Source organism: Tractidigestivibacter montrealensis (assembly GCF_024741235.1).
Classification (GTDB): Bacteria; Actinomycetota; Coriobacteriia; order Coriobacteriales; family Atopobiaceae; genus Tractidigestivibacter; species Tractidigestivibacter montrealensis.
In genome coordinates, this window is sequence record NZ_JANSKA010000010.1 from 1 (window position 1) to 24,864 (window position 24,864).

A 24,864-nucleotide genomic window follows, 5' to 3' on the forward strand; every position below is an offset into this window, starting at 1 on the left:
CGAAGTGTCGAAAACCTGCTGAGCGTTCCGTCGACTCCTACGTTAGCGAATACACTCTACAGGCGCGACTGGTCGCGCGCGAGCCCCGGGGAGTTCCGCTCCGCGCTCGAGGACTACGTCGAGTGGTACCGCGACGGCAGGCTGAAGCTGTTCGTGGAGCCGGACGGGACGAGGCACTACGAGGCCATCATGGGCCGCAGGCGCAGGCTGGGGCTTGCGGTGTAGGATGGTCCAAGAAATCGTCCGCATCACCAAGAAACTGCTAGCGACGAATTAATCTGTTTCCAGCTACCCCCTGGGAGGATACTCCTTGAGCTTATTCGACAAGTTCAACACCCAAGGTATGAGCCACCAAGATGCCTTCGAAGAGCTGTGCTGTCAGCTCTTCGAGACCTGGGGGCGGCACCATGAGCACTATGGCAACGGCTGGAAGTATCGCAATATCCGTGGCGCAGGTGGCGATGGCGGTATCGAAGCTTACTGGCACAATGCGGTGAACGGCAATTGGGTCGGCCTCCAAGCAAAGTGGTTCCCTACTTCGATGGCCTCGACACAGTATAACGAGCTTGGGCGGTCCATCAAATCCGCCATGAATATTCGCCCGACAATGAAGCGCTACATCGTCTGCATCCCGCACAATCTCACCTCTATGAAGAATGTCCGCGGGGGCAAGACGACACCTGGCGAAGAGGGCAGCTGGAATGGATTCGTCGAGAAGGTTGAGATAGATTACCCCGACCTGCTTATAGAGTTGTGGGACGAGAACGAGATCTTCAACCAGATCCAGTGGGGCGTGAACGAAGGGCGTTACCGCTTCTGGTTCGACCACTCCCTGATAAACCCAAAAACCATCGAGGCCTCGCTCGGAGAGACAATCGAGACGCTTAGGAACCGTTACATTCCCGAGCTGACCGACGACGGTGGCATGTCGGATTTTCTCGACGCCTTCTTCGGGACACGGGATACGAGGCTGGCTCTCGTCAGGAAAGTTGAACGCTACATCGTCCTCTGTGAACAAATAGTGGCCCGGATTGCTTCGCTTGTTGAGGTGGGTGGTGACACAGCACTCGGCCTGAGAGACAAGGCTCTTGCATGCGCATATGCCTTGCAGGATTACTCCGATTGGCTTTCATCACTCCGGGGTTCGCTGATGACGGAATTGGCTGATTTCCGCACCATCAAGCCTTTCCAGGTTGACTACACAGCCATCGAAGACTTCGCCTCAGACGTATACGACAAGAAGAGGAGCTATGAGTTACTGGGCCACCTCGAAGAACTCGATAAGCTGCTCGACGAGTTCCGAGAAACCCTCTCCCCTTGGGAAATTGCCGATGAAGCCAAACGTACCCTGAGCGAGCCGCATTGCATCATCGAGGGAGACCAGGGTACTGGCAAGACCTGTGGCCTTGCCAGCAAGGCGCAAGAATACCATAAGAGCCAAATGCATCTGCCCATTCTCGTCTTGGCCTCTTCTATCAAGGATGGCGAGCCCTGGTGGCGAGTCATCGCCAACACCATCGGCGTCGGCTCCGATTGGAACGAGGCGTCCCTGTGGCAGGCCCTCTCCTCCGCTGCCGCCCTTCACGATGTGACAGATGGCGTCGTTGGCGTGAGGTCCAAGGTCGCCATTCTCGTAGACGGTCTTGATGAGAGGCCACCTTCTTCCTTCTGGGAGGATATGATCAGAAGGGGCGATGCGATAAGTCTCAGGTACCCTCGGATTCGATTCGCCTACACCTCACGGCCAAGCGGCATCGCATTCAAGGACCGCAGCATCACTGCATGCTGGTATCACCTGGACGACGATGGTGACGTTCCCGTATACCAGCTTTTCAAACGCTATATTAGACACTACCGCATAGACCTTGATGGCAACGAGCAGCTCAGATGGTTGCTGAGTACCCCCATGGAACTGCAGATGTTCTGCGCAGCTCATCAGGGAAGAAAGGTTTCCTCGCCAGTTTCCACCTGTCTGACCGACCTCGTGAAGGCGGAGATCGAGCGACTTGAGTACGAATTCGCCTCCCGAAACCATCGCCATGATGGCATTGCCGCTTCTCCCGTGCGGAAAGCCCTCCTGGCACTCGCACGCACCTTCTTGGGCTCCGATTGCGACGAGCTGGCCGAGAGCGAGTTAGAGGATACCCTCGCCGAAGCTGACCTGGACAGTTCTGGTTCCACGCAGATGATCGAACTACTTGTAAGCTACGGCATACTCTCCATGCGTCGCACCATGGGCTGTGGTTCCTTTGATCCCTGTGAGATTACGTATGCGGCTGGCACCCGACACCTCTGGGACTACTTCATGGCGGTGCTCATGCTCGAAGACAGCTTCGGCCCCAACGAGAAGCTCCTTCGAAGGCGCCCGGATGCGTCGGAGATGCTCGCCATCCTGCTCGTTGAGAACAAAGGCGTGCTGCCCCTGGATTGCGAGGGTCTTGTGGCGGCCGTGGACGACGAGAACGCATACGGGCTCACACTCTTCGCCCTCTCCAAAGCCCGCCCCGAAGCCGTGTCCCCATTCAGGGATTGGGTGCTTAGCGAAATGAGGTCTGAAGCAGACGGACTATCGAAGATTGTCAACGGGATTGTCATCCAGGTGGCTGAAATGGAAGACCATCCGTTCGGGCCCGCCCTCTTGGACGAGTATCTAAGAACCTTCGACAGCCCTACCGAGCGAGACGCCAAATGGTCGCTCCCCCCATCGCTGCGTATTCGTGGCATCGACTCCCAGACGGCGCTTTACTACGAGCGGGACATACTGAGACACATGCCGAGACTTCACAAGCACGAGACATGCACGCAGATGCCCCTGACACTCGCTTGGGGCCTTTCCTCTGTGAGCAACCTGAAGAGGCAGCACTGCAGGAGTGAGCTCGTGAAGTGGGGGCTCTCCAACTCCGCCGAGTTCGCGAAGCTCTTCGGCCGCTTCTGCTCCATTGACGACCCACAGATTCGCGAGGACATGTTTGCCATCGCCGAGGAGATCGTCTGCCAAGGCGTGGCTATCGCGGCTAGCGAGGCGGAGATCGGCAGGCTCACTCTAGACTCAGTCTTCTTCGAACCCGACAAGCCAGGCAACCGCGATGCTGCTCTACGCTTCTATGGGCGCATCATTGTCGAGCGGTGCATCTCTGACGGCCTCCTTGACGAAAGAAAGGCCGCCGTCTGCAGGCCGCCCTACGCCGCCCCCTCCCCTGATGATTCTTTGCCGATCTTCCCCGGCGCATGTAACGCAACGGCGTCGGTCGGTTACTGGCCCATTCATTATGATCTGGCCCGCTATGTGCTGGTCGATCGCCTCGCAAGCACCTTTGGTATCTATGGCCATGTCTCTGGGAAGAAGAGTGGGATTGACTCTCTGGACAGCATTATTGGCATGTCCGCATCCGCCGCTGGGGTGAAACCTCCCTCGTTTGAGGGTTGGGTTATCGCGGCGGCCTATCAATATCTTCTCGATCATGGCTACGACCCGGAGACGTTCGAGGCGGACAGCCCCGTTGACGGTTCGCGTCCCATGGGCGTCGACCGCACCATACGTGGCTACTTCTACCCCGCCGACCACGGCGAACGAAGCGCGGTGATGACCGTCGCCGAGAAGTACGTCTGGTGCGCACTGCGGGAGATATGCGGCTACTTGGCCGATCGTTTACCCGTCCAAGACAAATTCTGGTACGAGGAGCAGCCCGGAAGTATCGGCGATAATGGCCTCGTGGCTGACTTCGGCATGCTCCTCAGCTATGACAGCCCGCTCCTCGAGGCAACCGTGCTCGGACTCAATAAAAAGCGCGAGAGCTCCGAGCCCCTATTCCCCGAGCCCTTCTCATGCAATGATTCGGATGTACCAGTGACCAAGGGCGAACTTAGGTCTTGGATTGGCTCGACCGACGCCAGTGCGGCAATCGCGCTGCTCGGCTATCGCCCGAACACTGACGTTTCCATCGCCGGCAACACTTTGCCGATTTCCCTCTTTGCAAACGATTGGGGCGTGTGCGGCAAAGAGTCCCGCGTGTGGCTCCATGCCGGCGTCGTGGATGCCAAGGAGATTGGCAAGCTGGACGGTGCTTCCAGCACCTGCCTCGATGGATATAACCGCTCATCTGGTTTTCAGGTCGGGTTCGCAGCTCCTGCGAGCTATCTGTCTCCCGTCGAACTACTTGCGTCCCCATGGATGAAGGAGTGCGACGAGCCGGCGGGGGTCGAAATGGTCGCAGACGTTCATGTGTCGGCAAGTCCCCTGTCTGGCCGCTGCGTCGCAAGCCTCATCGATGCGGGCGATTACTTTTACGACTTCCCGTCCGAACTAGCGAGGAGCCTCTGCGGCGTGACGCGCACGGATGGCTGTCGCTACTACGACGCCGAGGGCAACACGCGCTTCGAGTACGTCGAGTTCGGCACAGCATACAGGCATGAGTACCAAGCGCTTCTCGCCGATAAGGACGCACTCATGGACAAGCTCTGGGTTTCTGGCAAGACCCTTGTCTGGTACGCGACTGTCCAGAGGAACGGCACCAACCTTGCAAGAGAGCGCATCCCAGGCCTTGATGACAGGGTCGAGAAGTCCTGGATCATCCGGGAATCCAATGACGGCACCTTTGACTTCTGCCCGGCATCGGAAAGGGAGCAGGACGGGCCGCAGCCTCCATCCGAAGATTTCCTCAACAGCCTCCTATCCGATTACATGCCTAAGGAAAGTACTGAAGATTCAGGCGAATCCGACTCATAGCAAATCGTTTCCCATCCTGCTTGTGACACCGCCGGACAATGCCCGTACCTAGAAGTGAACCGCCTCCCTTTTCTTGGACATGAGAAAAGGGAGGCTTTTCTATGACTCGAAGACCTTTGTACGATGCCGTCACAAGGTCGATGGCGGCCGAGCTCTACGACAAGGGGCACGGCGTAAAGTCGATCTCGAACCAGATCGGCGTCCCCTACGAGGCCGTGAGACAATGGATCAACACTTACAGGTCCGTTGGCATCGAGGGGCTAGCAGGCATGGGGAAGAGGAGCGCGGTCTACTCGTTCGAGACCAAGGTCGCCGCGGGCAAGGCCGGGAAGCCCACGCGCGAGCAGGAGCTCGAGCGCAGGGTCGAGATGCTCGAGGCCGAGAATGCCTACCTAAAAAAATCGATCGCCCTGAAGGCGGAGAAGCGCTCTCGAACCGCGAGAAGGCGGTCGTCGTGAGCGAGCTTTCAGGGCAGCACGCACTCTCCGACCTGCTCGAATGCGCAGGGCTAGCCAGGTCGAGCTACTACTATGCCCTGTCGCACCCGAAGAGGCCGACGCGGCCCGAGCTCTGGGAGGCCGCCGCAGAGATCTTCTCGCGCACGGCGAACGGCTGCGGCCACCGCCAGATAGCGATGTGCCTCCGCGCCGAGCAGGGCGCACGCATAGCCGACAAGACCGTCCTCAAGATGATGCGCGAGATCGGCATCAGCTGCGGCATCAGGCGCGAGACCGACTACCACCGCTACAACTTCTACAAGGGCAAGGTCGGCGAGACCTTCGAGAACGTGCTGGCGCGCGACTTCGCCGCCGACGCGCCGTGGCAGAAGCTGGGCACCGACGTCACCGAGCTCAGGCAGCCCTGGGGGAAGGCCTACCTCGCCCCGGTCTACGACTTCGGCAGCAAGGAGATAGCGGCGTGGTCGATCTCGGAGCGCCCGGACATGGCCCAGCAGCACGAGATGCTCGACATGCTGCTCCCGAAGGTGCCCGAGGGCTCCCACCCGGTGATGCAGTCGGACATGGGGTGGCAGTACCAGCACGAGGGCTACTGCGGGAGGCTCCGGGGCGCCGGCATCGTGCAGAGCATGTCACGCAAGGGCAACTGCCTTGACAACGGGGCCACCGAGCAGCTGTTCGGCCATATCAAGGACGAGTTCTTCAGGGGGCGGGAATGGCCCGACTTCGAGTCCTTCAAGGCCGACCTCGACGCCTACATCGTCCATTGGAACACAAGGAGGAGGCAGGTTAAACTGAAGGGACTGACCCCGGAGGAGTTTCGGAATCAGTCCCTGCGCGCGGCGTAGGCCGCTATTTAGTCCGTCCAAGAACTGGAGTGCAGTTCAGAAGGTGCGGGCATTTCTCTTTGCCCGCCGACGCGGAAAGGCGGTCGCAATGGAGGGTGAGTCCAGTGGCGTGCAGCAGGCGCAGGACCAGGTCGAGCAGGCGAGAACCAGCAGCAGGGCGGGCAGGAGCCGGGCGTCGACGCGCAGGCGGGGCAGAAGCAGGACCAGCAGGAGCCCCAGAAGGACGCGGTGAGCGGGAGCGGCGGCACCGACTACGCCGCACGGCTGAAGGCCAAGGACGCCGAGATCGAGGCGCTCCAGGCGAAGGTGGCCGAGGCCGCCAAGACGACGGAGGCGACGGAGAGGCTCGGCAAGGAGATCGCCGACCTGAAGGCCCGCCTCGCGGACGAGCGCACGGAGTTCGCGCTGAGGTCCGCCGGCGCGCGCTCCGTCACCGCCGCGAAGGCGCTCCTGGCGGAGCACGACGGGGACGTGGCCGCGCTCGCGAAGGCGGAGCCGTGGCTCTTCGAGACGAAGGGCTCGAGCCAGGGCGGCGCCACCGGGCTGGAGCCGGCCGGGGCCTCCGGCGGCTCTGACGACCAGTACATGAGGCGCTGGGAGAGGATCGCCGGTCTCACCGACGAGGGCAAGGAGGGCAAGGACATGCCGTACAACATCGCAGCCATCAAGAACTACACGACCATCCTCGACCGCGTGTACCAGAGGGAGGCCACGAGCTCGTGCCTGAACTCGCCGGCGCGCATGGCACAGGCCGGCCGCAATGCGAAGGAGATCATGATCCCGAAGATCTCCGTCTCTGGCCTGGGCGACTAGAAGCGCAACGTGAGAGTAGCTGTCCGAGTGAGTGCGCAACGAAAATGAACTTCTCGCTCACTGCAGCATGATATGAATGAGTTACAAGCTCAGAGCTTATCGAGCCGCGGGCGGCGCGACATGTCCGGAGGCCATCATCTTCTATCTGCTGCTGTATGCGCTTCTCTACATCCTCAAACACGTAGATTGGCACGGCAGCATTGCCGCACACGAGCTTAACAAGATCCTTTCGCACCACAAAGCCTGGGAAAGCGTCGTTGAGCTTCCTGTCAAGATAGTCCATGCTATCGCTTCACCTTCCGGTGCCCCCGCGTGCCGCCGATACGCTCTATGAGGCCGGCGTCTCTCAGAGACGCTCTAGCCCTCTCCACTTGTCGCGCACTCTTGCCAATCGCAGTCGCTATCTCCTTTACTGTCGCAAATGGATTTCCTTGGATTACATCGGAAACGGCTCTCCCAGTTGCTGACAACACCTTTGCCCCAATGACTTTACCAACGGCATTACCGACATTACCGACAACCATTACCGACATTACCGACATCATTCCCGACATTTGTTCCGCTAGCTGGACCGCTGACTTAATCGCTAGTCTTGTTCCCCTGGCCGACCCTTGGTGGCTCAACCTCCGTCACGAGTGGGGAGGACTCCCCTCCCATGCCCGGCAGGCGGAAGCCGGCCAGACCGCTCGTCTCAAGTTCCAGCGTCAGACGCACCCGGTCCGGCTCCCAGAGCTCCTCGAGCAGGGGGTCGGGCTTGCCGGCGCTGTATGTGCCCTCGCGCAGCGTGTCGTAGCCGTTGCCTGTCCGCTCCCCAATGTTGAGCAGGCTGAACATGGAGAGGAGCGTCCCGTTGCGCGGGTCGGACACGCCGCCCGCCTCCACCTCGCCTATCGAGATCCTAAGCGTACCTGGATTGGACGCGATGATGCGGTCCGGCTTCCGCACCCCACGTTTGCAGACCAGGACTAGACGCACCCGGCACGAAGCCCGATAGTTGGATATTTGAACAGCAACGAACTGCCACTTCCTGCAGATTGAGGGGACCCATGTCTCAGCTGACGGTCGACCAGAAGAACATCAGGACGCTCCTCCAGGACGAGGACGCCGACTTTCTCATCCCGGACTACCAGCGGCCATACGCCTGGGGAGAAGACGAGTGCTCCACCCTGTAGGATGACCTCTTCGCCTTCGCGTTCCCCAACAATGCAAGCGACCGGTTCGACAAGCGCAACGACTACTTCCTTGGGCCTATAGTCACGTTCAAGAACGACGAGGGACAGCAGGAAATCATTGACGGCCAGCAGAGGCTCACCACCATCATGCTCCTGCTCAGGGCGCTCTACGACCGCTTTGCGAAGATGAGGGACAGGAACTCCGTCGGCCTCCACGACGACATCGCCGCGTGCATCTGGAAGTCCGATGACTACGGAAACCTCGACATGACCGAGGAGGGCCTCAAGATCAAGTCCGAGGTCGCCTCCGACAACGACAAGGGCGAGTTCCTGCAGATCCTTCGGGACGGCAAGGCCAACCCCGCATGGAAGAGCAGCTACGCGAAGAACTTCCGGTACTTCCAGGGCAGGATTGCGGAGCTCGCCGAGAACTATGACGGCTACTCGGCCCCCTTTGCCTCCCGCATCATGCGCCACGTGATACTGCTCCCCATCGAGGCTGGGTCGCAGGACACAGCGCTGCGCATATTCTCGACGCTGAACGACCGCGGGCTCCCGCTCTCCGACGCCGACATCTTCAAGAGCCAGCTCTACAAGCACTTCTCCAGCGAGGGCAGGAAGGACGACTTTGTCACGCGCTGGAAGGCGATGGAGGAGGGCGCCAACGACCTTCTCCACCCGCTTCGTGGCACTCCCATGGACGAGCTCTTCACGCGCTACATGTACTACCGCAGGGCGCTCATGGGGACGACGGACACGACCACCGAGTCCCTGCGCGGGTTCTACGCCAGGGACAAGTACTCCATCCTGCGCAAGGACGGGACCCTGGACGACCTCGAGTCGCTCCTCCGCTTCTGGCAGCGCGTCGAGGCCGGGGACGGCTTCTCCGACGCCGCGAACAGGCGCTTCGCGACCCTGCGTTTCGCTCCCAACGGCATGTGGTACTACCTGCTGAGCGTTTGGTTCCTCGCGCGCCGCGACGACGGCGACAACCTGGACGACGAGGGCCTCGTGCGGCTGCTCGACCTCACCATCTCCTTCGTCTGGTACTACGCCATCGAGCGTCCGGGCGTGAACTCCCTTCGCACCCCCATGTTCCCCGAGATGGTCAAGATCGTGAACGGCACGGACGTGAGCTTCTCGAACTACCGGTTTGGCAGGGAGGACGTGATAGCCCGCATCCGCGCCTTCCAGTTCACCAACCAGCGCGCGATCACTCGCTCGATGCTCGCCTGGTGGGCGTACCACGACCCGGCGCAGGGGCTGTGGGACAACGACACGGTCCTCGAGGTGGAGCACATCTACGCCCGCAAGCGCGCAGAGGTCGAGCCCCTGCGAGACCGCTCCGACCTTGAGGCTCTCGGCAACAAGGCACTTCTGGAGAAGCGCGTGAACATCCGCGCCGCCGACTACCGTCTCTCCGACAAGAGGAAGTACTACGAGGGCTTCGTTGACGGGAATGGGAGGGCCCGAGAGGGCACCAGGAACGTGGAGCTTCTCGGGATCGTGAGATCGAAGACGGACTTCACCGAGGAGGACATAGTCGACCGCACCAACGACATCATCGATTCGTTCGTCGACTTCATGGGATCGAACGGACTTATCGGATAACCACGTCACAGCCCAATCCAGTCCCCCGAAAGGAGTCCCCATGCCCACCTCGCAGCATCCCTCCCCCACCCTTCGCGACTGCGTCTACGGCCAGGCCGTGGGCGACGCGCTCGGCGTGCCGTACGAGTTCCGCGCCCGTGGCACGTTTGAGTGCACGGGCATGGTGGGGCACGGCTCGCACAACCAGCCCGCCGGCACCTGGAGCGACGACACCTCCATGGCGCTCGCGACCTGCGACAGCATCCGCGCCACGGGCCGCATCGACGTGCGCGACATGCGAGAGCGCTTCGTCCGCTGGTATCGCGAGGGCGCGTACACCGTGAGCGGCCTCTTCGACATCGGCGGCACCACCGCCGACGCGCTCTCCTCCGGGCGCGGTCGCGCGGGCGAGCGCGACAACGGCAACGGGTCCCTCATGCGCATCTCGGCAAGGCGACCATCGACGCGTGCCTGTTCTAGGGTTCATGCTCTCGTCGGCAGCGCTGCGCGAGTTTCCACTGTGAGCCGGTGAGGGGTAGGTGGATCCGTTTCAGCGGTCACGAAGGGGCAGCATGTTAGGTTAGGAGACCATTTGTGGTATAAAGACTTTGGTGGCGGTAATACCGCTACCTCCAAGTGCCGGGGGTAGTCCCCCGGCTTTCTTGTTATTTAGGGGGCAGGTTGGCCAAGGAACTCAGCATTTTTGCTGACAAGAGCGGCGACAGGGGTGGCGTTGCCCGCCACTACCTGCTAACGCTTGTGTTCCATAACCAATCCGACAACATTTCCTCGCAGATAGAGGCCTATGAGGGCACCCTGCGAGACTCAGGACTTCCTGATGTTCCCTTCCACTCCGAGCCCCTGCTTAACGGCCACAAGGCCTACGAGGGGCTCGCCATCGAGCAACGCAAGAAGATACTCTCGGCGTTCGGCTCTTTTGTTCGCCACCTCCCTATCTCCTATTGCGCCTTTTCCTACGAGCGTCGCGAGGTCGTTGAGCCCATACAACTCTTCGCAAATATGCGTCGTGATATTTCGAACTTTATGTTCGACAACCTAGCCTTCTTCCAGTCTTTCGATGACGTCAAGGTGTATTACGACGATGGACAGGACGTCGTTAGTCGCGCCCTACGGGACTCCGTTGGCTTTGTACTATCCAAGGGCGTAGTGGAACGCAGGCGTACAACCATGACTGATTATCGTCTGGAGCAAGTGGCAGACTATCTGTGCACCATCGAACTCGCCGCAATCAAATACTCAGCGGGCGAAGACGGCGGGACCTATGAAAGGTTCTTTGGCGGTGTTGGCGCCTTCAAGCGAAACTGGCTGAAACAGGCGCGACACAAGCGTCTCGATTAATTTTCCCACCACCAAGGAGACCACATGTGGAAGTGCCCAAAGTGCGGGCGTGAGTTTGCCCACGAGAGCCAGCCCCACTCCTGCGGCGAGAAGCCCCTCACCGTCGACGAATACATCGCTCGGCAGCCCGAGGGAGTGCGGCCGGAGCTCCTCCAGGTGAGAGGCGTCCTGCGAGCCGCCCTTCCCCACGCGGAGGAGAGGATCTCCTGGGGCATGCCCACGTACTGGCAGGGGCGCAACCTCATCCACCTCGCCGCCAACAAGCACCACATCGGGCTCTACCCCGGTGCCGAGGCGGTTGCGCACTTTGCAGGCGAGCTGGACGGCACATACACCTACAGCAAGGGCAGTATCCGCATCCCCTACGGCAAGGTCGACGTCGGCCTTATCGCACGCATCGCCGCGTGGCGCCTTGGTGGAGCCAAGTCCCTGTAGCTCCTCGAGAAGAAGCCGGCTTTCGATAGGGTTCTGGGATACATGCATCCCAGAACCGGTGAGTGCCGAGGCCCTTGAGCCACTTGGGTTGCGCGCCTGCACAATAATCGACATTGACGGCCCAAATTCGGGATTTCGCTTAGTATCACCCCATGGGTGCCATTTATCTACCTGCGGTTCCGTAAAAAGTTAGAGCCTTCGTACTCGGCGATTCGCCCAAAATGGGCCGTCAATGTCGATTTTTGTGCACAGGCACCCGCTAGCCCCAATCGGAATCCCTAAGTCATGCGTTCTTGGCTGCCGTCGTCACACATTCGGCGTTCAAACGTGTAGCAAGCTGGGTGCATCACACAATCACACTCGAATGTGTGACCACTAACATTACCGGGGCGCACCCAACAGGAAATAGCGATGGGAAAACCCCGTACCCAGCAACGAGGGCCAGACATACTCCGCGTGGCACGCTAGGCCGAAGCCGATTGCATGGCCGCTCGCTTGGCCTGCTCATCATCCAGGCGTTCAGATACCCACATCTTAATAACAGCCCGTCGGTTAACACCAATGCGCGCAGCCTCATTATCGAGCGCCGTGACCATCCAGACAGGAAAGTCGACATTAACGCGCTTGGCCTCCCGGTTGGGGAACTCGAGATAATCGAAATCGAAGTACTCGCTCATGTCCTCGCCCGCATCGAAGCTATCGAGTAGTGCGTCAGTGTTGTTGCGCGTTGCGCTCATAGCTCTCCCTCTCCTTTTTGGTGACACGACGGGCAGAGATTATGCCTTGCTAATAACATCGTACGATGCTTCGACGTCGTCCCCTTAGTACTTCCCCGAAACCTCCTGCTCCGCTCGCGCAAGGCCCGCCTCGGCGTTCTTGAGGGCGCCGCGATACCACGACTCCCCTTTACGCACGGCAGCGGAAAGCCCGGCCACGGCGCGAGAGTACCAGCTCTTTGCCTCCTGGAAGCTCTGGGTGCAGCCCTCGCCTTCCTCGTGCGCCTTCCCCAGCCGCAGGGCAGCGCTTCCCCAGTACACGGGAGAGTCGCTTTTCCCCAGGTCGTAGGCCCGGCGATACCACTGGTACGCCTTATCCGCGTCCTTATCGCACCCTCGACCGTCGCGCAGGAAGTCCCCCAGCTTATAGCAGGACTCGGCGATGCCCGCCTCTGCCGCAACGCGGCAATGCGCAAACGCACGCTCGGCAATGCTCAGCCGCTCCTCCGGCCTTGGGAACTTGGCGCCCGCCGCAACGGAGTCCCAGTACTTCCCCTCACAGCGATCGTAGCTGTACACGTAGGTAAGGTCGTCGTCCGCCATGGCGTTACCCAGCCGCGACGCGTGCAGGTAGAGAACCTCCGCCGCCTGGAAGCACTCCACGCGACGCTCTGTCCTCCAATCGCAGGACATTGCCTCGTTGTAGTAGTCTGCGCCCGCGCCCAAAGCAAAGTCTCCGGCAGGGTCATCCTCGGGGTCGTAGCAATAGACGCACCGGCGACCGATCCTGCCGTCCTGCGGCTCCACCACCTGCTGCGTGATCCATACCAGCGGGAGGCCGGTTTCCGTGTTGGGTCCGCCAACAGGTACCTTCTCGGGCCACATCCAGCCAAACACTGGCGCGTTGGGAGTTCCGCCGTCGCCGTCGTCGCCATGCCACTCAGTCATCGAGCCACACTCCCATCCCTATCTTCCACCAGCCGCCGACCTTCTCGACCTTGTTGACCTCCGCATAGAGCGCCTTCCCGCCGTCCATAAGGCGAGCGGGAATCTCGTTGATGTCCGCGGGGACAAAGCCCAGACGCCCGCCGGTCGACGTGTTCACTCGAATGCACCACTCGTCGTACCGGTTGTCCTTCTCGCGAATCAACGCGAGTCGCTCGCCCACGGAGAGCTTTGGGGCCAGCTCGTCGATGTCATCTATGTGGGTGGTGCCCGCGATACGCGTGTCCGGCACAAGGCAGATTGGCTGCGAGAAGGGCTTGGGGATCTCTATGCCCATGCCGCCCTTCCCGTGCATCGCCTGGATGATGGCGCCGGCACCGCCGGGGCGGACGGGCACCAGGCCGGCCGAGCTGTTCGGCGTTGCTCCCTCAGTCCCCATCGATGGCCTCCCTCAGCTTGGCAACGCGCAAGTCGAACTCTCGCTGGGTGCGCTCCCACTCCTCGATGGCCTCGCACAGCTCCGCAGTGCGGGAGCTCACCCACTCCGGGTCTTGGAGGAGCTTCCCCAGCTGCATGTCCTCGCAGTTCTCAAGCTCATTGAGCTGCTTCTCCATGGCGGAGCGCTCGACCTGCTGAAGCTCCAGCTCCGTGGCCAGGGCGTTGGTGTCTTCCTCCTCCGCGAGGTCATCCTTGGGATCAAAGTGCCGCGTCGCCGCCTCGAGCGAGCGAAGCACCACAATGTCACCGTCCTGGTAGGCCTTTTGGGCAAGCGCGAAGTACTCGGCGCGTTTCTCGTCTTCTCCCACATGGACGTCTGGGTGCAGGCGCTTCATGAGCGTGCGATACAGCGTGTGCATCTCCTTGGCGTCCGCCTCGGGCATGGCAACCCTTCCCAGGCGCCAGGCAAGCGCCTGCTCGTAGGCCTCTTTTGCCTCCTTGGCGGCCGCAGTCCAGGCGGAGAGCTCCTCGTCGAGCTGGGCTTCGATCTTCTCGTAATCTGGCGCCTGGCCTTGGTTTGCCTGCGCCTGCGCAAGGGCGTAGCGACGCTTTGCGCGCCGGGCGGCAACCTCCACCTCGAGGAGCTCCTTCTCCCAGCAGCCGATCTTTACGGCGTAGTCCACGTATATCTGCGGGAGCTGCTGGAGCTTTATGTCCTCGATCTGCGTGACTATGTCCAGGATGTCCGCGCGCACCTCGCGGATGGCGCTCTTGAGCTCCTCTGCTGTGGGCGCTGCCACTGCCATGGTGGCCACCATCCTCTCGACGTATGGTTCCTCACACCATAGCCGAGGGACGCGACATTAATTAGGGCGTGAGACAAGGGGAAACTCCCCTTGTCTCACACGGCGTGCACGTCTTTCTCGCCTGTGCCGCGGCGCCACGTCACGCGGATGGTGAAGCTGTTGGCGCCAGCGTCGCGCCTGTGGGCCATGGGGTCTGCTGTTACGGTGACGGTGGCGGCGTCGGGGTCCAGGCAGTACGTGGACGCCGCGGGCGCGGCGGCAAGCGTCACACCGACGGTGACGCCGCCCACCTGGTACACGCGCCACGCCGCACCCTGGCTGGCCCCCTGCGCGACCGCAGGGCCAAAGCCGTACCGAAGCACGACCTTCTCGCCAACCGAGAGCGGCAGCACGTCCGCCTCCAGCGTGAACCCGCCGTCCGACTCGTCGCGCACCACAAACGGATACGGCTCACCCGCCACCTGCATGGACACTGAGCCCGCGGGCGTTTGCACCTTGGTTACCATGTCGCCCAGAATCACGCGCGCCATGCGGTACTTGCGGAGCCGCGCGATGTCCTTTGGCCCCACCTCGTCCAGGCGCGTGAGGTCACTGTTGTGGCGCAGGTCAGCCACCTTGACGCGGCGCGCGATGGGATTCTCGCCCACGGTTCGAACGTAATCAAGGTAGGGCACACCATCCTTGTGAGTGAGGAGCTGCACCGCGGCCAGTGCTTCTGGCGAGACGCCCAGGGCGAGAAGGTCCTCCGGGGTAGCTCCGCAGTCCTCCATCACGTCATGGAGAAGCGCGACGCAGGTCTCGTCCTCGGTGGACATCTGCTCCGCAAGGTGAAGCGGGTGGTTGACGTAGGGCAGGCCCGCCTTGTCCAGCTGGCCGGCGTGCGCGTTGTAGCAGAACCTGATCGCGTTCTTCGTGACGGGCGTGTACAGCATTCCGCGCCTCCTCATGAGACAAAGGGAGTTTCCCTTTGTCTCATATTGTGGCACGAGAGGGTCCACACGCCGTGGGGCAAGGCGCAGTTCCGGTTGGCAGCAGTTTTGATGAGAATTCTTATATGACTGCGGCATAGTCGCAATTCATTGACCTGCGGTTTATCAGGCTTCAAACTGCTTTGTACTTGGGGTACCCCCCCGATAAACCGTAGCCCAACCGCAAATCCCTGCCACCGCGAGCCCAGCAACGCCACCCGGCGCGCCACCCGACAACGTCTACCCCAGCGATCCGCGCAGCGCCTGGACCACAGGGCTCTTCGCACAATCCGAGAAGAACAGGTAAATGCTCGTCTCCACCCGAGGCTCCAGGGGCCGCGAGACCACGTAGTCGCCGTAGCAGTTATTACCCGTGAACGAGTGCAGGACCGCGCAGCCCATGCCGCAGGCAATGCGTAGCAGGTTGCCCTCGAGCTCGGGGAATCCCTCGCTGCTCTGAAGCGGATCGCGAGCATCAAACAGCACGTTTGTAAGATCCCCGTCGCGTACAACCTCCTGCTGCGCAAACCCACTTTCCCGTGGCACCAGTACAACCAGGGGATACGAACGCAACCGGTGGTGCTCCAGCGCGCAGTTTTCGCGGGTCTCCATGCAGACAAAGGCGTCGATGCTCCCCTTCTTGGCCATGAGGAACAACTCATGGCTCGAGGCACTTCTCGGCTCAAACAAGACGCCTGGATGAGCCCGAAGAAACGGATTGAAGGTCTCCACCAGCAGTTGGGGATCGCAGTTCCGCAGGAACCCCACGCGCAGAGGGCCCGCCTCGCCTTGCTGGTAAGAGCGCATCTCGCGGGTTGCCTCATCCAGAGAGTCAATGGCCTTGCGCGCAAGCGGAAGCAGGTACCTTCCGGCATCCGTGAGCGTCACGGGCTTTGTCGAGCGGTCCACAAGCCTGGTTCCCAGCGACTTCTCCAGCAGGTGGACCTGCTTGGTCACGGCGGTCTGCGAGATGTTCAACCTTGCAGCCGCCTGCGTGAATCCGCCCTCCTCTGCAACGGCCGAGAAGCACTCGAGCTGTCGTGGCCCAAGCCGCTCGCCCTCCAGCAAGTCGTCATGCAGGACATGCTCGCTCTGCTCCGTACGATAGATGCCATCCATGCGTTCGCTACCCCATCCGGCCTGGCTCCACTTGGGACCTCACGATCCGCTCGTCAATCATGAGCAAAGGTTATATAAGAATGACTAGATTATATTTGATGGTTCTGGCTTTCCACCCTACAGTTGCGGAGAATGACTCGTTTACCAGAGGGTTTGCAAGCGTGACAGGAAGTTCTCCAAACATGAGCAGCAAAACGGTGGTTGATGCAGGAAGCGCCAAGCAGCGAAAGCCCGGCCGAGCCACCAACAAGCCAGCGCCCGGCACCATGCCCAAGCGCGTCGTAAGCTACGTTCTTGGCTTGAACATCCTGGCCGCCGGCATCGTGCTCAACACTCGCAGCGGGCTGGGCGTGGCGGCGTTCACCAGCTCGGCATACGCGTTCAGCAACATAAGCTCTCTCAGCTTTGGCACGGCAACCGCACTCATCTACCTGGTGCTTGTTGTTCTCGAGCTTGTTCTGTTGCGCAAGCCAGAACCTGCTGTCCTCCTACAGATCCCGTTTTCTTTTGCGTTTGGCATTGTCGTCGACGTGTACGATGCGCTGTTCCCCAGGTGGAGCCTCTCGCTTGCGGGGCAATTCGTTCTTCTCGCCGTGGCCATACTCTGCACCGCAACGGGTGTGACGCTCAGCGTGCGCGCCAACTTTGTGGTTGCGCCGCCCGACGGCACGGTGCAGACCATCTCAAGCGTGTCCGGCCGTGACTATGGCCTGGTAAAGAATGTCTTCGATCTCACCATGATGGGTGTGACCGTCGTGATGTGCCTGAGCACGGGCAGCCCCTTCTACGGGTTGGGAATTGGCACCGTGCTCTCGGCCCTTCTCAACGGCAGGATCATCCGACTTCTAGAGATGGCGCTTGACCGGCACACCGCACTCGGGCAGCACTAAATGAGACAAGGGGAAACTCCCCTTGTCTCACGCGCGCTGCGCCGCTACTCCAGCCCCTCCGCGCCGTTGGACTTGATGATCTTCTGGTACGCGAAGAACGAGTCCTTGCGGCGGCGCTCATACGTACCGCTGCCGTCGTCGTGCTTGTCCACGTAGATGAACCCGTAGCGCTTGCGCATCTCGCCCGTGCCGGCGGACACCAGGTCGATGGGCCCCCCACCACGTGTAGCCCATGAGGTCAACGCCGTCATCCACGGCCTCCCCCATCGCGCGCACGTGACTGCGCAGGTAGTCGATGCGATACTGGTCGTGAATCGACCCGTCCGGCGAGACCTCGTCCAGCGCGCCCATGCCGTTCTCGACCAACATCAGCGGGATCTGGTAGCGGTCGTAGATCTGGTTGAGCGCAATGCGCAGGCCCTCCGGGTCTATCTGCCAGCCCCAGTCCGTGCTCTTGAGATAGGGGTTGCGGCCGCCCATGCTCATGTTGCCGGCTGCCTGCTCCACGTCGTGCGTGCCCACGACGCCGCTCATGTAGTAGCTAAAGGTGTAGAAGTCCACGGTACCGGCAGCGATGTCTGCCAGGTCGCCGTCCTCCACCTGCAGCTCGATGCCGTTCTCCCGCCAGAAGCGCGCGGCGTACGAGGGGTAGGCGCCACGCACCTGCACGTCCGAGCAGTACCAGTTCATGCGACGCATCTCGGTCAGGTTGGCCAGCTGGTCCGCCGGGTCGCACGTGCCGGGGTACGTGAGGACAAAACAGTCCATGTTGCCCATCTTGAACTGCGGGTAGTGCTCGTGCGCGTAGCGCACCACGCGGGCCGACGCCACAAACTGGTGATGAAGAGCCTGGTAGCGCTGTTGCATCGTGGTGTGCGAGGCGGACGCCGGCCCCTCGAAGCCCCGGATCACGCTCGTCTCGAAGAGGTTGCCCATGTCCATGGTGCCGCAGTTTATCTCGTTGAACGTGAGCCAGTAGCGCACCTTGTGCTGGTAGCGCTCGAACACCGTCTTGCAATAACGCTCAAAGAGGCCGATAAGCTCGCGGCTTTCCCAGCCGTTGTACTTCTCAACCAGGTGGTGGGGCATCTCGTAGTGCGAGAGCGTGACCAGCGGCTCTATGCCGTACTTGGCCAGCTCGTCGAACACGTTGTCGTAGAAGGCGAGACCCGCCTCGTTGGGCTTCTCGTCGTCGCCGTTGGGGAAGATGCGCGACCACGAGATGGACAGGCGGAACATGTTAAAGCCCATCTCGGCAAAGAGGGCGATGTCCTCCTTGTAGCGGTGGAAGAAGTCGATGCCGTCGTGGTTGGGATAGAAGCGCGCGGGGTCGATGCCGCGGGTGATCATGCGCGGCGTGGTGACGCTGCCGCCTAGGAAGTGGTCGTCAACCGAGGGGCCGCGGCCGTCCTGGTCCCACGCGCCCTCGATCTGGTTGGCCGCCGTTGCGCCGCCCCAATAGAAGCCCTTGGGAAATGTGACTGCCATGGTGTCATCCCTGTGCCGCTAAGCTGGGGCAACCCTCGCCTAAGCTGAGTGGTGCAGAGATGTTATGTCTGTTTTTTACATGCAGACAGGGCAACTTTGACGGATGAGACAAAGGGACAGTCCCTTTGTCTCATCCACCCCGGTAACAACGCACGAAGGCGATAATGGAGCTCAAGAAAAAGACGTCCGGTCGGCGAATTGCCCTTGCTCGCGTCGGCCAACCGCAAAGGAAGGGACACGCCATGACGCCAGAGGAATTCGACGAGGCCGCAGAATACTGGACCGAGAGGGACGCGACCTCTGCCCGCATGCCCGCGGATGAGCTGCGCAGGGCAATCGACGCGTTTCTCGGCGAGCATCAAATCTGCGCTATGGCAACGGCGTCGGCCGACCTCGTCCGCTGCACCCCGCTCGAGTACACCTACCGTGACGGCAAGTTTTGGATCTTCTCGGAAGGCGGACTCAAGTTCCGCGCGCTCAAGGAGAACCGCAACGTGTGCCTTGCCGTCTTCGAGCCCTCGTACGAGTTCGGCAGGCTCGAGAGCGTGCAGGTCACGGGTACCGCGGAGGTCGTCGACCCCATGAGCGAGAAGTTCTCGCGCGCCGCAGCGGAAAAGAAGCTCACCGGCCCGACGCTCGAGAAGATGCGCACCAAGCTGCACCTGATTGAGGTTACGCCCACGCGCATCGACTATCTGTGCAGCACGCTGCGGAAGCGCGGGTTTGGCGTTCGCCAGTGGATTGAGCTGTAACCGAACGGCTTGCGGCCGCGATGAGACAAAGGGACTGTCCCTTTGTCTCACAATCAGTCAACCCGAGGAGGCACTATGGAGTTCACCGACGTCATCAAGAACCGCTACTCCTGCAAGAAATACAGCGGCCGTACCGTTGAGGACGAAAAGCTGGCGGCGATCCTCGAGGCTGGGCGCGTGGCGCCAACCGCGAAGAACCTGCAGGAGCAACACGTCTACGTGCTGCAGTCCGCCGATGCGCTCGAGAAGTTCGACGGCCTCACCCCCTGCCGCTACGGGGCGCCGACCGTTCTTCTCGTCGCTTTTAACAGCGAGAACGTCTACACCTACCCAGGCAGCGAGCGCACCTCGGGCATCGAGGACGCAAGCATCGTGGCGACCCACATGATTCTTGCTGCCGCAAACGAGGGCGTTGACTCCTGCTGGATAAACCGTTTTAGCCCCGAGGAGGCTGTGAAGGCCTTTGGCCTGCCGGCAAACGAGGTGGTTCTCTGCGCGATCGACCTTGGCTACGCTGCCGAGGGCGCGGGGCCGCTGCCCAACCACTCCTCGCGCAAGGAGCTGGCGCATACCGTCACGCGGCTGTAGGGACTGGACCTCGGCGCGAGCTTCTCGAACCTCATACCTCACACGCATACCTCACACGTGTTATTTCTTATTTGATTTCTCCTCACTCTCGACTGGGATTTTGCCGTCCCACGCCTCAAAAGAGAAACCACGTGTGAGGTTTTATCTGCGCGAGAAGGACCTGCTTGTGACTGGCAAGGTACCTCATCGCAGCAGGTCGCGCAGCTCGTCCGGCTCGAAGTGGTAGTGCTCGCCGCAGAAGTGGCAGTACACGTCGGCGGGCTCGTCCTTGGAAATCATGTCCTCCAGCTCCGCGCGGCCAAGCGCCAGCACCACGCGGGTGGCGCGTTCGCGGTTGCAGCCGCAGTGGAACTCCGCCGGCATGACGTCCAGCTCCTGGTATGAGAGGCCGTCCAGCACGTGGCGGAGGACGTCCGTGGGCTTCATGCCCTCCTCGAGCAGATCCGTGACGGAACGCGTACCGGCGAGGTTCTTCTCCAGGCGGTCCACCACCGCGTCCTCACATCCCGGCATCAGCTGCACGATAAATCCGCCCGCCTGGCGAATGCTCTGGTCGGTGTCCACCAGCACTCCCACGCCCAGCGAGGTTGGCACCTGGTCGCTTGCGGCAAAGTAGTACGTGAGGTCGTCCCCTATCTCGCCGGAGACAAGCGGAACCTCACTGGAGTACGGCTCCATGCCAGGCAGGTCGTGGACAACCGAGAGGGTCCCCGTGTGGTTCTCCCCCGCCACGGCTTCGCCCACGCTGAGCTTGCCCGCACTGTTAAGCGGCAGCCACACGTGCGGGTGGTTGGCGAAGCCCTTTGCCTGGCCGCGGTTGTTGGCGGTTACGGTGAGGCCGCCCACGGGACCCTCGCCGCGAACCACAAGCGTGATGAGCTCGTCGTCGTTCTTGGACATGGCACCCATCATCATGCCCGCCATCAGGAGGCGCCCCAGCGCAGCGCTCACGACGGGCGAGGTCTGGTGGCGCTCGTGCAGCTCTTGGACGCTCGCGCGCGCCGTCACCGCAAAAGCGCGCACCTGGCCGTCGGCCGCCGTTCCGCGAACAATATGGTCGCCGAGACGAACCGCCTCGGCGTTGAAGTCGATGACGCCGCTCTCGCAGGCCGCCCGCTCGTTCTTCTCGTCTGCCATGGTCCTCCCCATTCGAGTTTGTCGGAAACCATGGTAGCGAAACCCTATCGTTACCCGCGCTGCACGACCCCACTCCCTCCGCAGCGTACCAGCCGGCACTGTTGAGAAGATATCGGCCACAAGATGCGCCTGAAGTACCAACAGGTGTCCATTTTCCTTCTCTATTGGACGCAAATTCAGCCCCGCTGCGCGGGCGAATGGTCAGGAATGACGGTTGGTGGCAGTTTTTCACAGACTTCTTATGTATCACTGAGGTGATAGCAATTCGCTGAACTGTGGTTTATCAACTCTCGAATCAATTTATACTTAGGGCATCTCGGAAAAACTGCCACCAAACGTCAACATAAGCCATTAAACAAATGTGGGGCCATCGCGCACTATGCACGAATGAAGTGTTCGCCGACATTGGGATTCCGTAGACTACGGCTAGACCATTGGGCAATGTAGCAGGCAGTCAAACGAAATCTGCGGCTTAATTGCAGCTAGGCGAGAGAGGCCAAGCTGTCTACCTGCGGTTCTTCTCAGCGCCCACTGCCCGCTACTGCAATTAAGTCGCAGATTTGTCCGAGGCGCCTCTGGGAGACGGGCAACACGGCGCCGCAACGGGGCCCGCCGACGTCTCAGAGCCACCCCAACCGCCAGCCACCCGCAGCCGTCCACCAGCCAGAAGCTGCGCTGCCGCCGCCCTGCGACCAGCTAGGATTGCCTCAACCCACGCGAGGAGGCAGACATGGCGGCGTTCGATCGTGTACCCAGCGGCATCGACGGCCTGGACGAGGCGCTCGACTCCATCCGCCTGGGCGACAACGTGGTCTGGCAGGTCAGCTCGCTCGACGAGTTCCGCCCCATTGCGGACGCCTTTGTCGGCCGCTCGGTGGCAGATGGCAGGAACGTCATCTACCTGCGCTTTGCTTCTCACAGGCGAATCATCGCCCGCGGCACGCCCGGCGTGGTCGAGGTCGACCTTGACCCCAGGAAGGGCTTCGAGACCTTTACCATGCAGGTGCACGACGTGATCACGCGCGAGGGGCCCGAGGCGTTCTACGTGTTCGACAGCCTGTCCGACCTGCAGGTTGCATGGTCCGCCGACCTCACCATGGGGAACTTCTTCCGCCTCACCTGCCCGTACATGTTCTCGCTCGACACGGTGGCGTACTTCCCCATCATCAAGGGCGACCACTCCTTTGCCGCCATCGCAAAGATCCACGACACGACCCAGGTCCTCATCGACGTCTCGCCGGACGAGGGCGGCCTCTTCATCCACCCCCTCAAGGTCTGGCGCCGCTACTCCCCCACCATGTTCCTCGCGCATCGCCTCGACCTTGCCACGGGAGAGGTGCGCGCCCTCACCTCGGGCGTCGACACCAGCCGCTTCTACGCGCGCATGAGCGAGGAGATGAACGGCGCCGCCGACCGCGACGTAGACTCCTGGGACCGGTTCTTCTTGCAGGCGCGCGCCAGCTACCAGCACGGCGAGGACATGCGGCGCGCCTGTCGCAAGATGTGCAACATGATGATGACGAGAGACCCGCGCATGCGTGCGCTTGTGCAAAAGTACTTCTCGCCCACCGACTACTTTGACGTGCGACGGCGCATGGTGGGGACCGGCATGGTTGGCGGCAAGTCCTGCGGCATGCTTTTGTCGCGCAAGATTGTCGAGAAAAACCTGCCCGAGGTCGTTGGCCTGCTGGAGCCGCACGACTCGTTCTACGTGGGCACGGACGTCTTCTATACGTTCATTGTAGAAAACGACCTGTGGCCGCTGCGCATCGCGCAACGCGGCGACGGCTACCTGCGCGTGGCGGATTCTTTGGCGCAGGGCATCGAGAATGGAACCTTCCCGCCCGAAATTGAGCAGGGCTTCCGTCGCGTCCTGGACTACTTTGGCCAGGTTCCCATCATTGTGCGATCGTCCAGCTGCCTTGAGGACGCGTTTGGGAACGCCTTCGCCGGCAAGTACGACTCGGTGTTCCTGCCCAACGTGGGTGACCCCGAGCAGCGGCTCCGCGAGTTCGAGCGCGCCGTCAAGCGTGTGTACGCGTCAACCATGAACCCCTCGGCGCTGGAATACCGTCGGCGCAACGGCTTGGACACAGCCGAGGAGGAGATGGCGCTTCTCGTTCAGCGCGTGAGCGGCTCTCGCTATGGCGACGCGTACTTCATGCCCACGGCCGCGGGCATTGGCTATTCTCGCAGCGCATACCGATGGCTTCCGGACATGGACCCCTCCGCCGGCATGCTTAGGCTGGTGATGGGCCTTGGCACAAAGGCGGTGGACCGCACCGAGCGTGACTACCCGCGGCTTGTGAGCCTGGACAGGCCAGCTGCCACCACGATGGTCACAGATGCGGACCGACACCGCTTCTGCCAGCGCGGATGCGACCTTATCGACCTCGCGGGCAGCGCATTTGCCGAGAAGCCCTGCACAGACATTGCGCCCCTCATGCCGGCGTCGGTGCGACCCATGGTGATGGAGCACGACCGCGAGGCCGAGCGCATGCTGCGCGAGCGCGGTCAGCGGCGAGAGGTGACGTTTGCCTCGTGCGCGGGGCTTGCGGGCGACCGGCGCTTCACCACGGCCATGCGCAAGATCCTTCGCGCGCTGCAGGAGGCGTACGACTACGCCGTCGACATCGAGTTCACCGTGAACGTAGACAGGGCAAGCGGCGAGGGGGCCGAGCCGCGCTTTGTGATCAACCTGCTGCAATGCCGGCCGCTGCAGTCCTTCAAGGGCACGGGTTCGGTCGAGGTGCCCGCCGCGTCTGGGCCGGTGCTGCTCCGCGCTGCCGAGGACACCATGGGCGCCTCGATGCAGGCAAGCGTCGACTTTGTCTGTGTGGTCGATGCCGCAGGTTATCGGGCATGTCCGCACGGCAAGCGGCCGGGCGTTGCACGCGCTGTTGGCGAGGCCGCGCGCAAGGTGCGTGAGGTGACGGGCGCAACCGCAGTGCTTCTTGTGCCCGGCCGGATTGGCACCTCGTCCCCTGACCTGGGCGTACCCGTCACCTTTGCCGAGATAGCCGCCTTCCGGGCGATTGTCGAATACGCCGATGCCGCCCACGGGTTCTCCCCCGAGCTGTCGTATGGCAGCCACATGTTCCAGGACCTCGTCGAGCAGGACATCCTCTATTGCGCGGCGCTCGAGCGCGGAGCGACCGTCTTCGACCGCAGCGTGCTTTGCGACCTGCCACAGGTGGGGCTCGATGCCGCTGCGGCAGGCCCCGACATCGCGGCATGCATTCGCCTGTACGACGCGCGCGGGCGTGGCCTGGGGCTGTGGCACGACCTTATGAGCGGAAAGACGCTCATGGCGTTTGAGTGAGCGAGACGAAATTCCGGTTGGTGGCGGTTTTGGCGAGACTTCTTATGCGGCTGCGGTGCGGGGCAATTCTCGGACGGAGTCCTCGCTGGGGAGGCGACGCGTGCAAACCGGCAGCTACCGACGGAGCCTCGAACCGAAATCTGCGGCTTAATTGCACTCTGACGAGAAGCCACAAGCCATCTACCTGCGGTTATTCTCAGCAACTCCCGTCCAGGACTGCAATTAAGCCGCAGATTTCAACGCAGACTGGGGGGAGTATCTATTGTTGGCGTTCAGGGATCTTGGGGCAATTCT

At 61.6% G+C, this 24,864-nt stretch carries 23 protein-coding genes and 2 pseudogenes; 15 read left to right on the plus strand and 10 right to left on the minus strand.

All coding sequences use genetic code 11. The features are described from left to right. The 5 genes from NVS32_RS10540 to NVS32_RS10560 form a co-directional block, all read left to right on the plus strand. On the plus strand, positions 1 to 225 hold a 225-nt coding region (locus NVS32_RS10540), incomplete at its 5' end, for a hypothetical protein (RefSeq protein ID WP_258499777.1). Between the two features lie 85 nt (positions 226 to 310). After that, the gene (locus NVS32_RS10545; protein WP_258499778.1) at positions 311 to 4,726 is read left to right on the plus strand and encodes an NACHT domain-containing protein; all 4,416 of its coding nucleotides are present in this window, start codon (positions 311 to 313) and stop codon (positions 4,724 to 4,726) included. Positions 4,727 to 4,827: 101 nt separating this feature from the next. After that, positions 4,828 to 5,184: a helix-turn-helix domain-containing protein gene (locus NVS32_RS10550; protein WP_258499779.1), complete on the plus strand. Its 357-nt coding sequence runs from the start codon at positions 4,828 to 4,830 to the stop codon at positions 5,182 to 5,184. Next, complete coding sequence (locus NVS32_RS10555; protein WP_258499812.1) at positions 5,127 to 6,032, plus strand: IS3 family transposase; 906 nt, start codon at positions 5,127 to 5,129, stop codon at positions 6,030 to 6,032. Before NVS32_RS10550 ends, NVS32_RS10555 begins: the two co-directional genes overlap by 58 nt. A 228-nt stretch (positions 6,033 to 6,260) precedes the next feature. Continuing rightward, positions 6,261 to 6,845: a hypothetical protein gene (locus tag NVS32_RS10560; protein WP_258499780.1), complete on the plus strand. Its 585-nt coding sequence runs from the start codon at positions 6,261 to 6,263 to the stop codon at positions 6,843 to 6,845. Between the two features lie 284 nt (positions 6,846 to 7,129). Here NVS32_RS10560 and NVS32_RS11120 read toward each other — a convergent pair whose 3' ends face one another. Together NVS32_RS11120 and NVS32_RS10565 are read right to left on the minus strand one after the other, a co-directional pair. Beyond that, positions 7,130 to 7,399 (minus strand): winged helix-turn-helix transcriptional regulator, encoded by a 270-nt coding sequence (locus NVS32_RS11120; protein WP_497023376.1) that lies wholly within the window; start codon positions 7,397 to 7,399, stop codon positions 7,130 to 7,132. Positions 7,400 to 7,424: 25 nt separating this feature from the next. Beyond that, the gene (locus NVS32_RS10565; RefSeq protein WP_368407224.1) at positions 7,425 to 7,820 is read right to left on the minus strand and encodes an ATP-binding protein; all 396 of its coding nucleotides are present in this window, start codon (positions 7,818 to 7,820) and stop codon (positions 7,425 to 7,427) included. 71 nt (positions 7,821 to 7,891) lie between these two features. Here NVS32_RS10565 and NVS32_RS10570 point away from each other — a divergent pair, with 71 nt between their 5' ends. The 6 genes and pseudogenes from NVS32_RS10570 (at position 7,892) to NVS32_RS10595 (ending at position 11,401) form a co-directional block, all read left to right on the plus strand. Then, on the plus strand, positions 7,892 to 8,017 hold the full coding sequence (locus NVS32_RS10570) for a DUF262 domain-containing protein (protein WP_258499782.1): 126 nt from the start codon (positions 7,892 to 7,894) through the stop codon (positions 8,015 to 8,017). A 66-nt stretch (positions 8,018 to 8,083) separates the two neighbouring features. Continuing rightward, positions 8,084 to 8,596: pseudogene (locus NVS32_RS10575) on the plus strand (DUF262 domain-containing protein); the annotation flags it as partial. A 645-nt stretch (positions 8,597 to 9,241) separates the two neighbouring features. Beyond that, positions 9,242 to 9,628: a GmrSD restriction endonuclease domain-containing protein gene (locus NVS32_RS10580; protein ID WP_258499813.1), complete on the plus strand. Its 387-nt coding sequence runs from the start codon at positions 9,242 to 9,244 to the stop codon at positions 9,626 to 9,628. A 40-nt stretch (positions 9,629 to 9,668) separates the two neighbouring features. Next, a complete protein-coding gene (locus NVS32_RS10585) occupies positions 9,669 to 10,139 on the plus strand; it encodes an ADP-ribosylglycohydrolase family protein (protein WP_258499783.1) in 471 nt (156 codons plus the stop codon). Positions 10,140 to 10,288: 149 nt separating this feature from the next. Further along, positions 10,289 to 10,966: an ABC transporter gene (locus tag NVS32_RS10590; RefSeq protein WP_258499784.1), complete on the plus strand. Its 678-nt coding sequence runs from the start codon at positions 10,289 to 10,291 to the stop codon at positions 10,964 to 10,966. Positions 10,967 to 10,990: 24 nt separating this feature from the next. Next, positions 10,991 to 11,401 (plus strand): iron chaperone, encoded by a 411-nt coding sequence (locus tag NVS32_RS10595; RefSeq protein ID WP_258499785.1) that lies wholly within the window; start codon positions 10,991 to 10,993, stop codon positions 11,399 to 11,401. A gap of 464 nt (positions 11,402 to 11,865) precedes the next feature. Here NVS32_RS10595 and brnA read toward each other — a convergent pair whose 3' ends face one another. The 6 genes from brnA to NVS32_RS10625 all read right to left on the minus strand — a co-directional run bounded on the left by brnA (position 11,866) and on the right by NVS32_RS10625 (position 16,393). After that, positions 11,866 to 12,138, minus strand: coding sequence for a type II toxin-antitoxin system BrnA family antitoxin (gene brnA, locus NVS32_RS10600; protein ID WP_258499786.1), 273 nt, complete (start codon positions 12,136 to 12,138; stop codon positions 11,866 to 11,868). Positions 12,139 to 12,222: 84 nt separating this feature from the next. Next, positions 12,223 to 13,065, minus strand: coding sequence for a tetratricopeptide repeat protein (locus NVS32_RS10605; RefSeq protein WP_258499787.1), 843 nt, complete (start codon positions 13,063 to 13,065; stop codon positions 12,223 to 12,225). Further along, on the minus strand, positions 13,058 to 13,501 hold the full coding sequence (locus NVS32_RS10610) for an HIRAN domain-containing protein (protein WP_258499788.1): 444 nt from the start codon (positions 13,499 to 13,501) through the stop codon (positions 13,058 to 13,060). Before NVS32_RS10610 ends, NVS32_RS10605 begins: the two co-directional genes overlap by 8 nt. Beyond that, entirely contained in the window at positions 13,491 to 14,306 is an 816-nt protein-coding gene (locus tag NVS32_RS10615; protein WP_258499789.1) for a J domain-containing protein, read from the minus strand. The genes NVS32_RS10610 and NVS32_RS10615 overlap by 11 nt, the downstream gene beginning before the upstream one ends. A 95-nt stretch (positions 14,307 to 14,401) precedes the next feature. Next, on the minus strand, positions 14,402 to 15,238 hold the full coding sequence (locus NVS32_RS10620; protein WP_258499790.1) for a hypothetical protein: 837 nt from the start codon (positions 15,236 to 15,238) through the stop codon (positions 14,402 to 14,404). Positions 15,239 to 15,514: 276 nt separating this feature from the next. Next, positions 15,515 to 16,393: a LysR family transcriptional regulator gene (locus NVS32_RS10625; RefSeq protein WP_258499791.1), complete on the minus strand. Its 879-nt coding sequence runs from the start codon at positions 16,391 to 16,393 to the stop codon at positions 15,515 to 15,517. Between the two features lie 182 nt (positions 16,394 to 16,575). Between NVS32_RS10625 and NVS32_RS10630 the strand changes: the two genes are divergently transcribed. Further along, complete coding sequence (locus NVS32_RS10630; protein WP_258499792.1) at positions 16,576 to 17,283, plus strand: YczE/YyaS/YitT family protein; 708 nt, start codon at positions 16,576 to 16,578, stop codon at positions 17,281 to 17,283. Between the two features lie 44 nt (positions 17,284 to 17,327). Here NVS32_RS10630 and NVS32_RS10635 read toward each other — a convergent pair. Continuing rightward, a pseudogene (locus NVS32_RS10635) lies at positions 17,328 to 18,771 on the minus strand (glycoside hydrolase family 1 protein). A 242-nt stretch (positions 18,772 to 19,013) separates the two neighbouring features. On the opposite strand from NVS32_RS10635, the gene NVS32_RS10640 reads away from it, so the two are divergent. After that, positions 19,014 to 19,523, plus strand: a complete 510-nt coding sequence (locus tag NVS32_RS10640; protein WP_258499793.1) for a pyridoxamine 5'-phosphate oxidase family protein — start codon at positions 19,014 to 19,016, stop codon at positions 19,521 to 19,523. 75 nt (positions 19,524 to 19,598) lie between these two features. Then, on the plus strand, positions 19,599 to 20,111 hold the full coding sequence (locus NVS32_RS10645) for a nitroreductase family protein (protein WP_258499794.1): 513 nt from the start codon (positions 19,599 to 19,601) through the stop codon (positions 20,109 to 20,111). Between the two features lie 183 nt (positions 20,112 to 20,294). On the opposite strand, the gene hslO is transcribed toward NVS32_RS10645, so the two are convergent. After that, positions 20,295 to 21,248 carry an Hsp33 family molecular chaperone HslO gene (gene hslO / locus NVS32_RS10650; protein WP_258499795.1) on the minus strand — a complete coding sequence of 318 codons (954 nt, stop codon included), beginning with the start codon at positions 21,246 to 21,248 and terminating at the stop codon, positions 20,295 to 20,297. A 730-nt stretch (positions 21,249 to 21,978) separates the two neighbouring features. Between hslO and NVS32_RS10655 the strand changes: the two genes are divergently transcribed. After that, the gene (locus NVS32_RS10655) at positions 21,979 to 24,570 is read left to right on the plus strand and encodes a PEP/pyruvate-binding domain-containing protein (RefSeq protein ID WP_258499796.1); all 2,592 of its coding nucleotides are present in this window, start codon (positions 21,979 to 21,981) and stop codon (positions 24,568 to 24,570) included. Positions 24,571 to 24,864 lie beyond the last annotated feature (294 nt).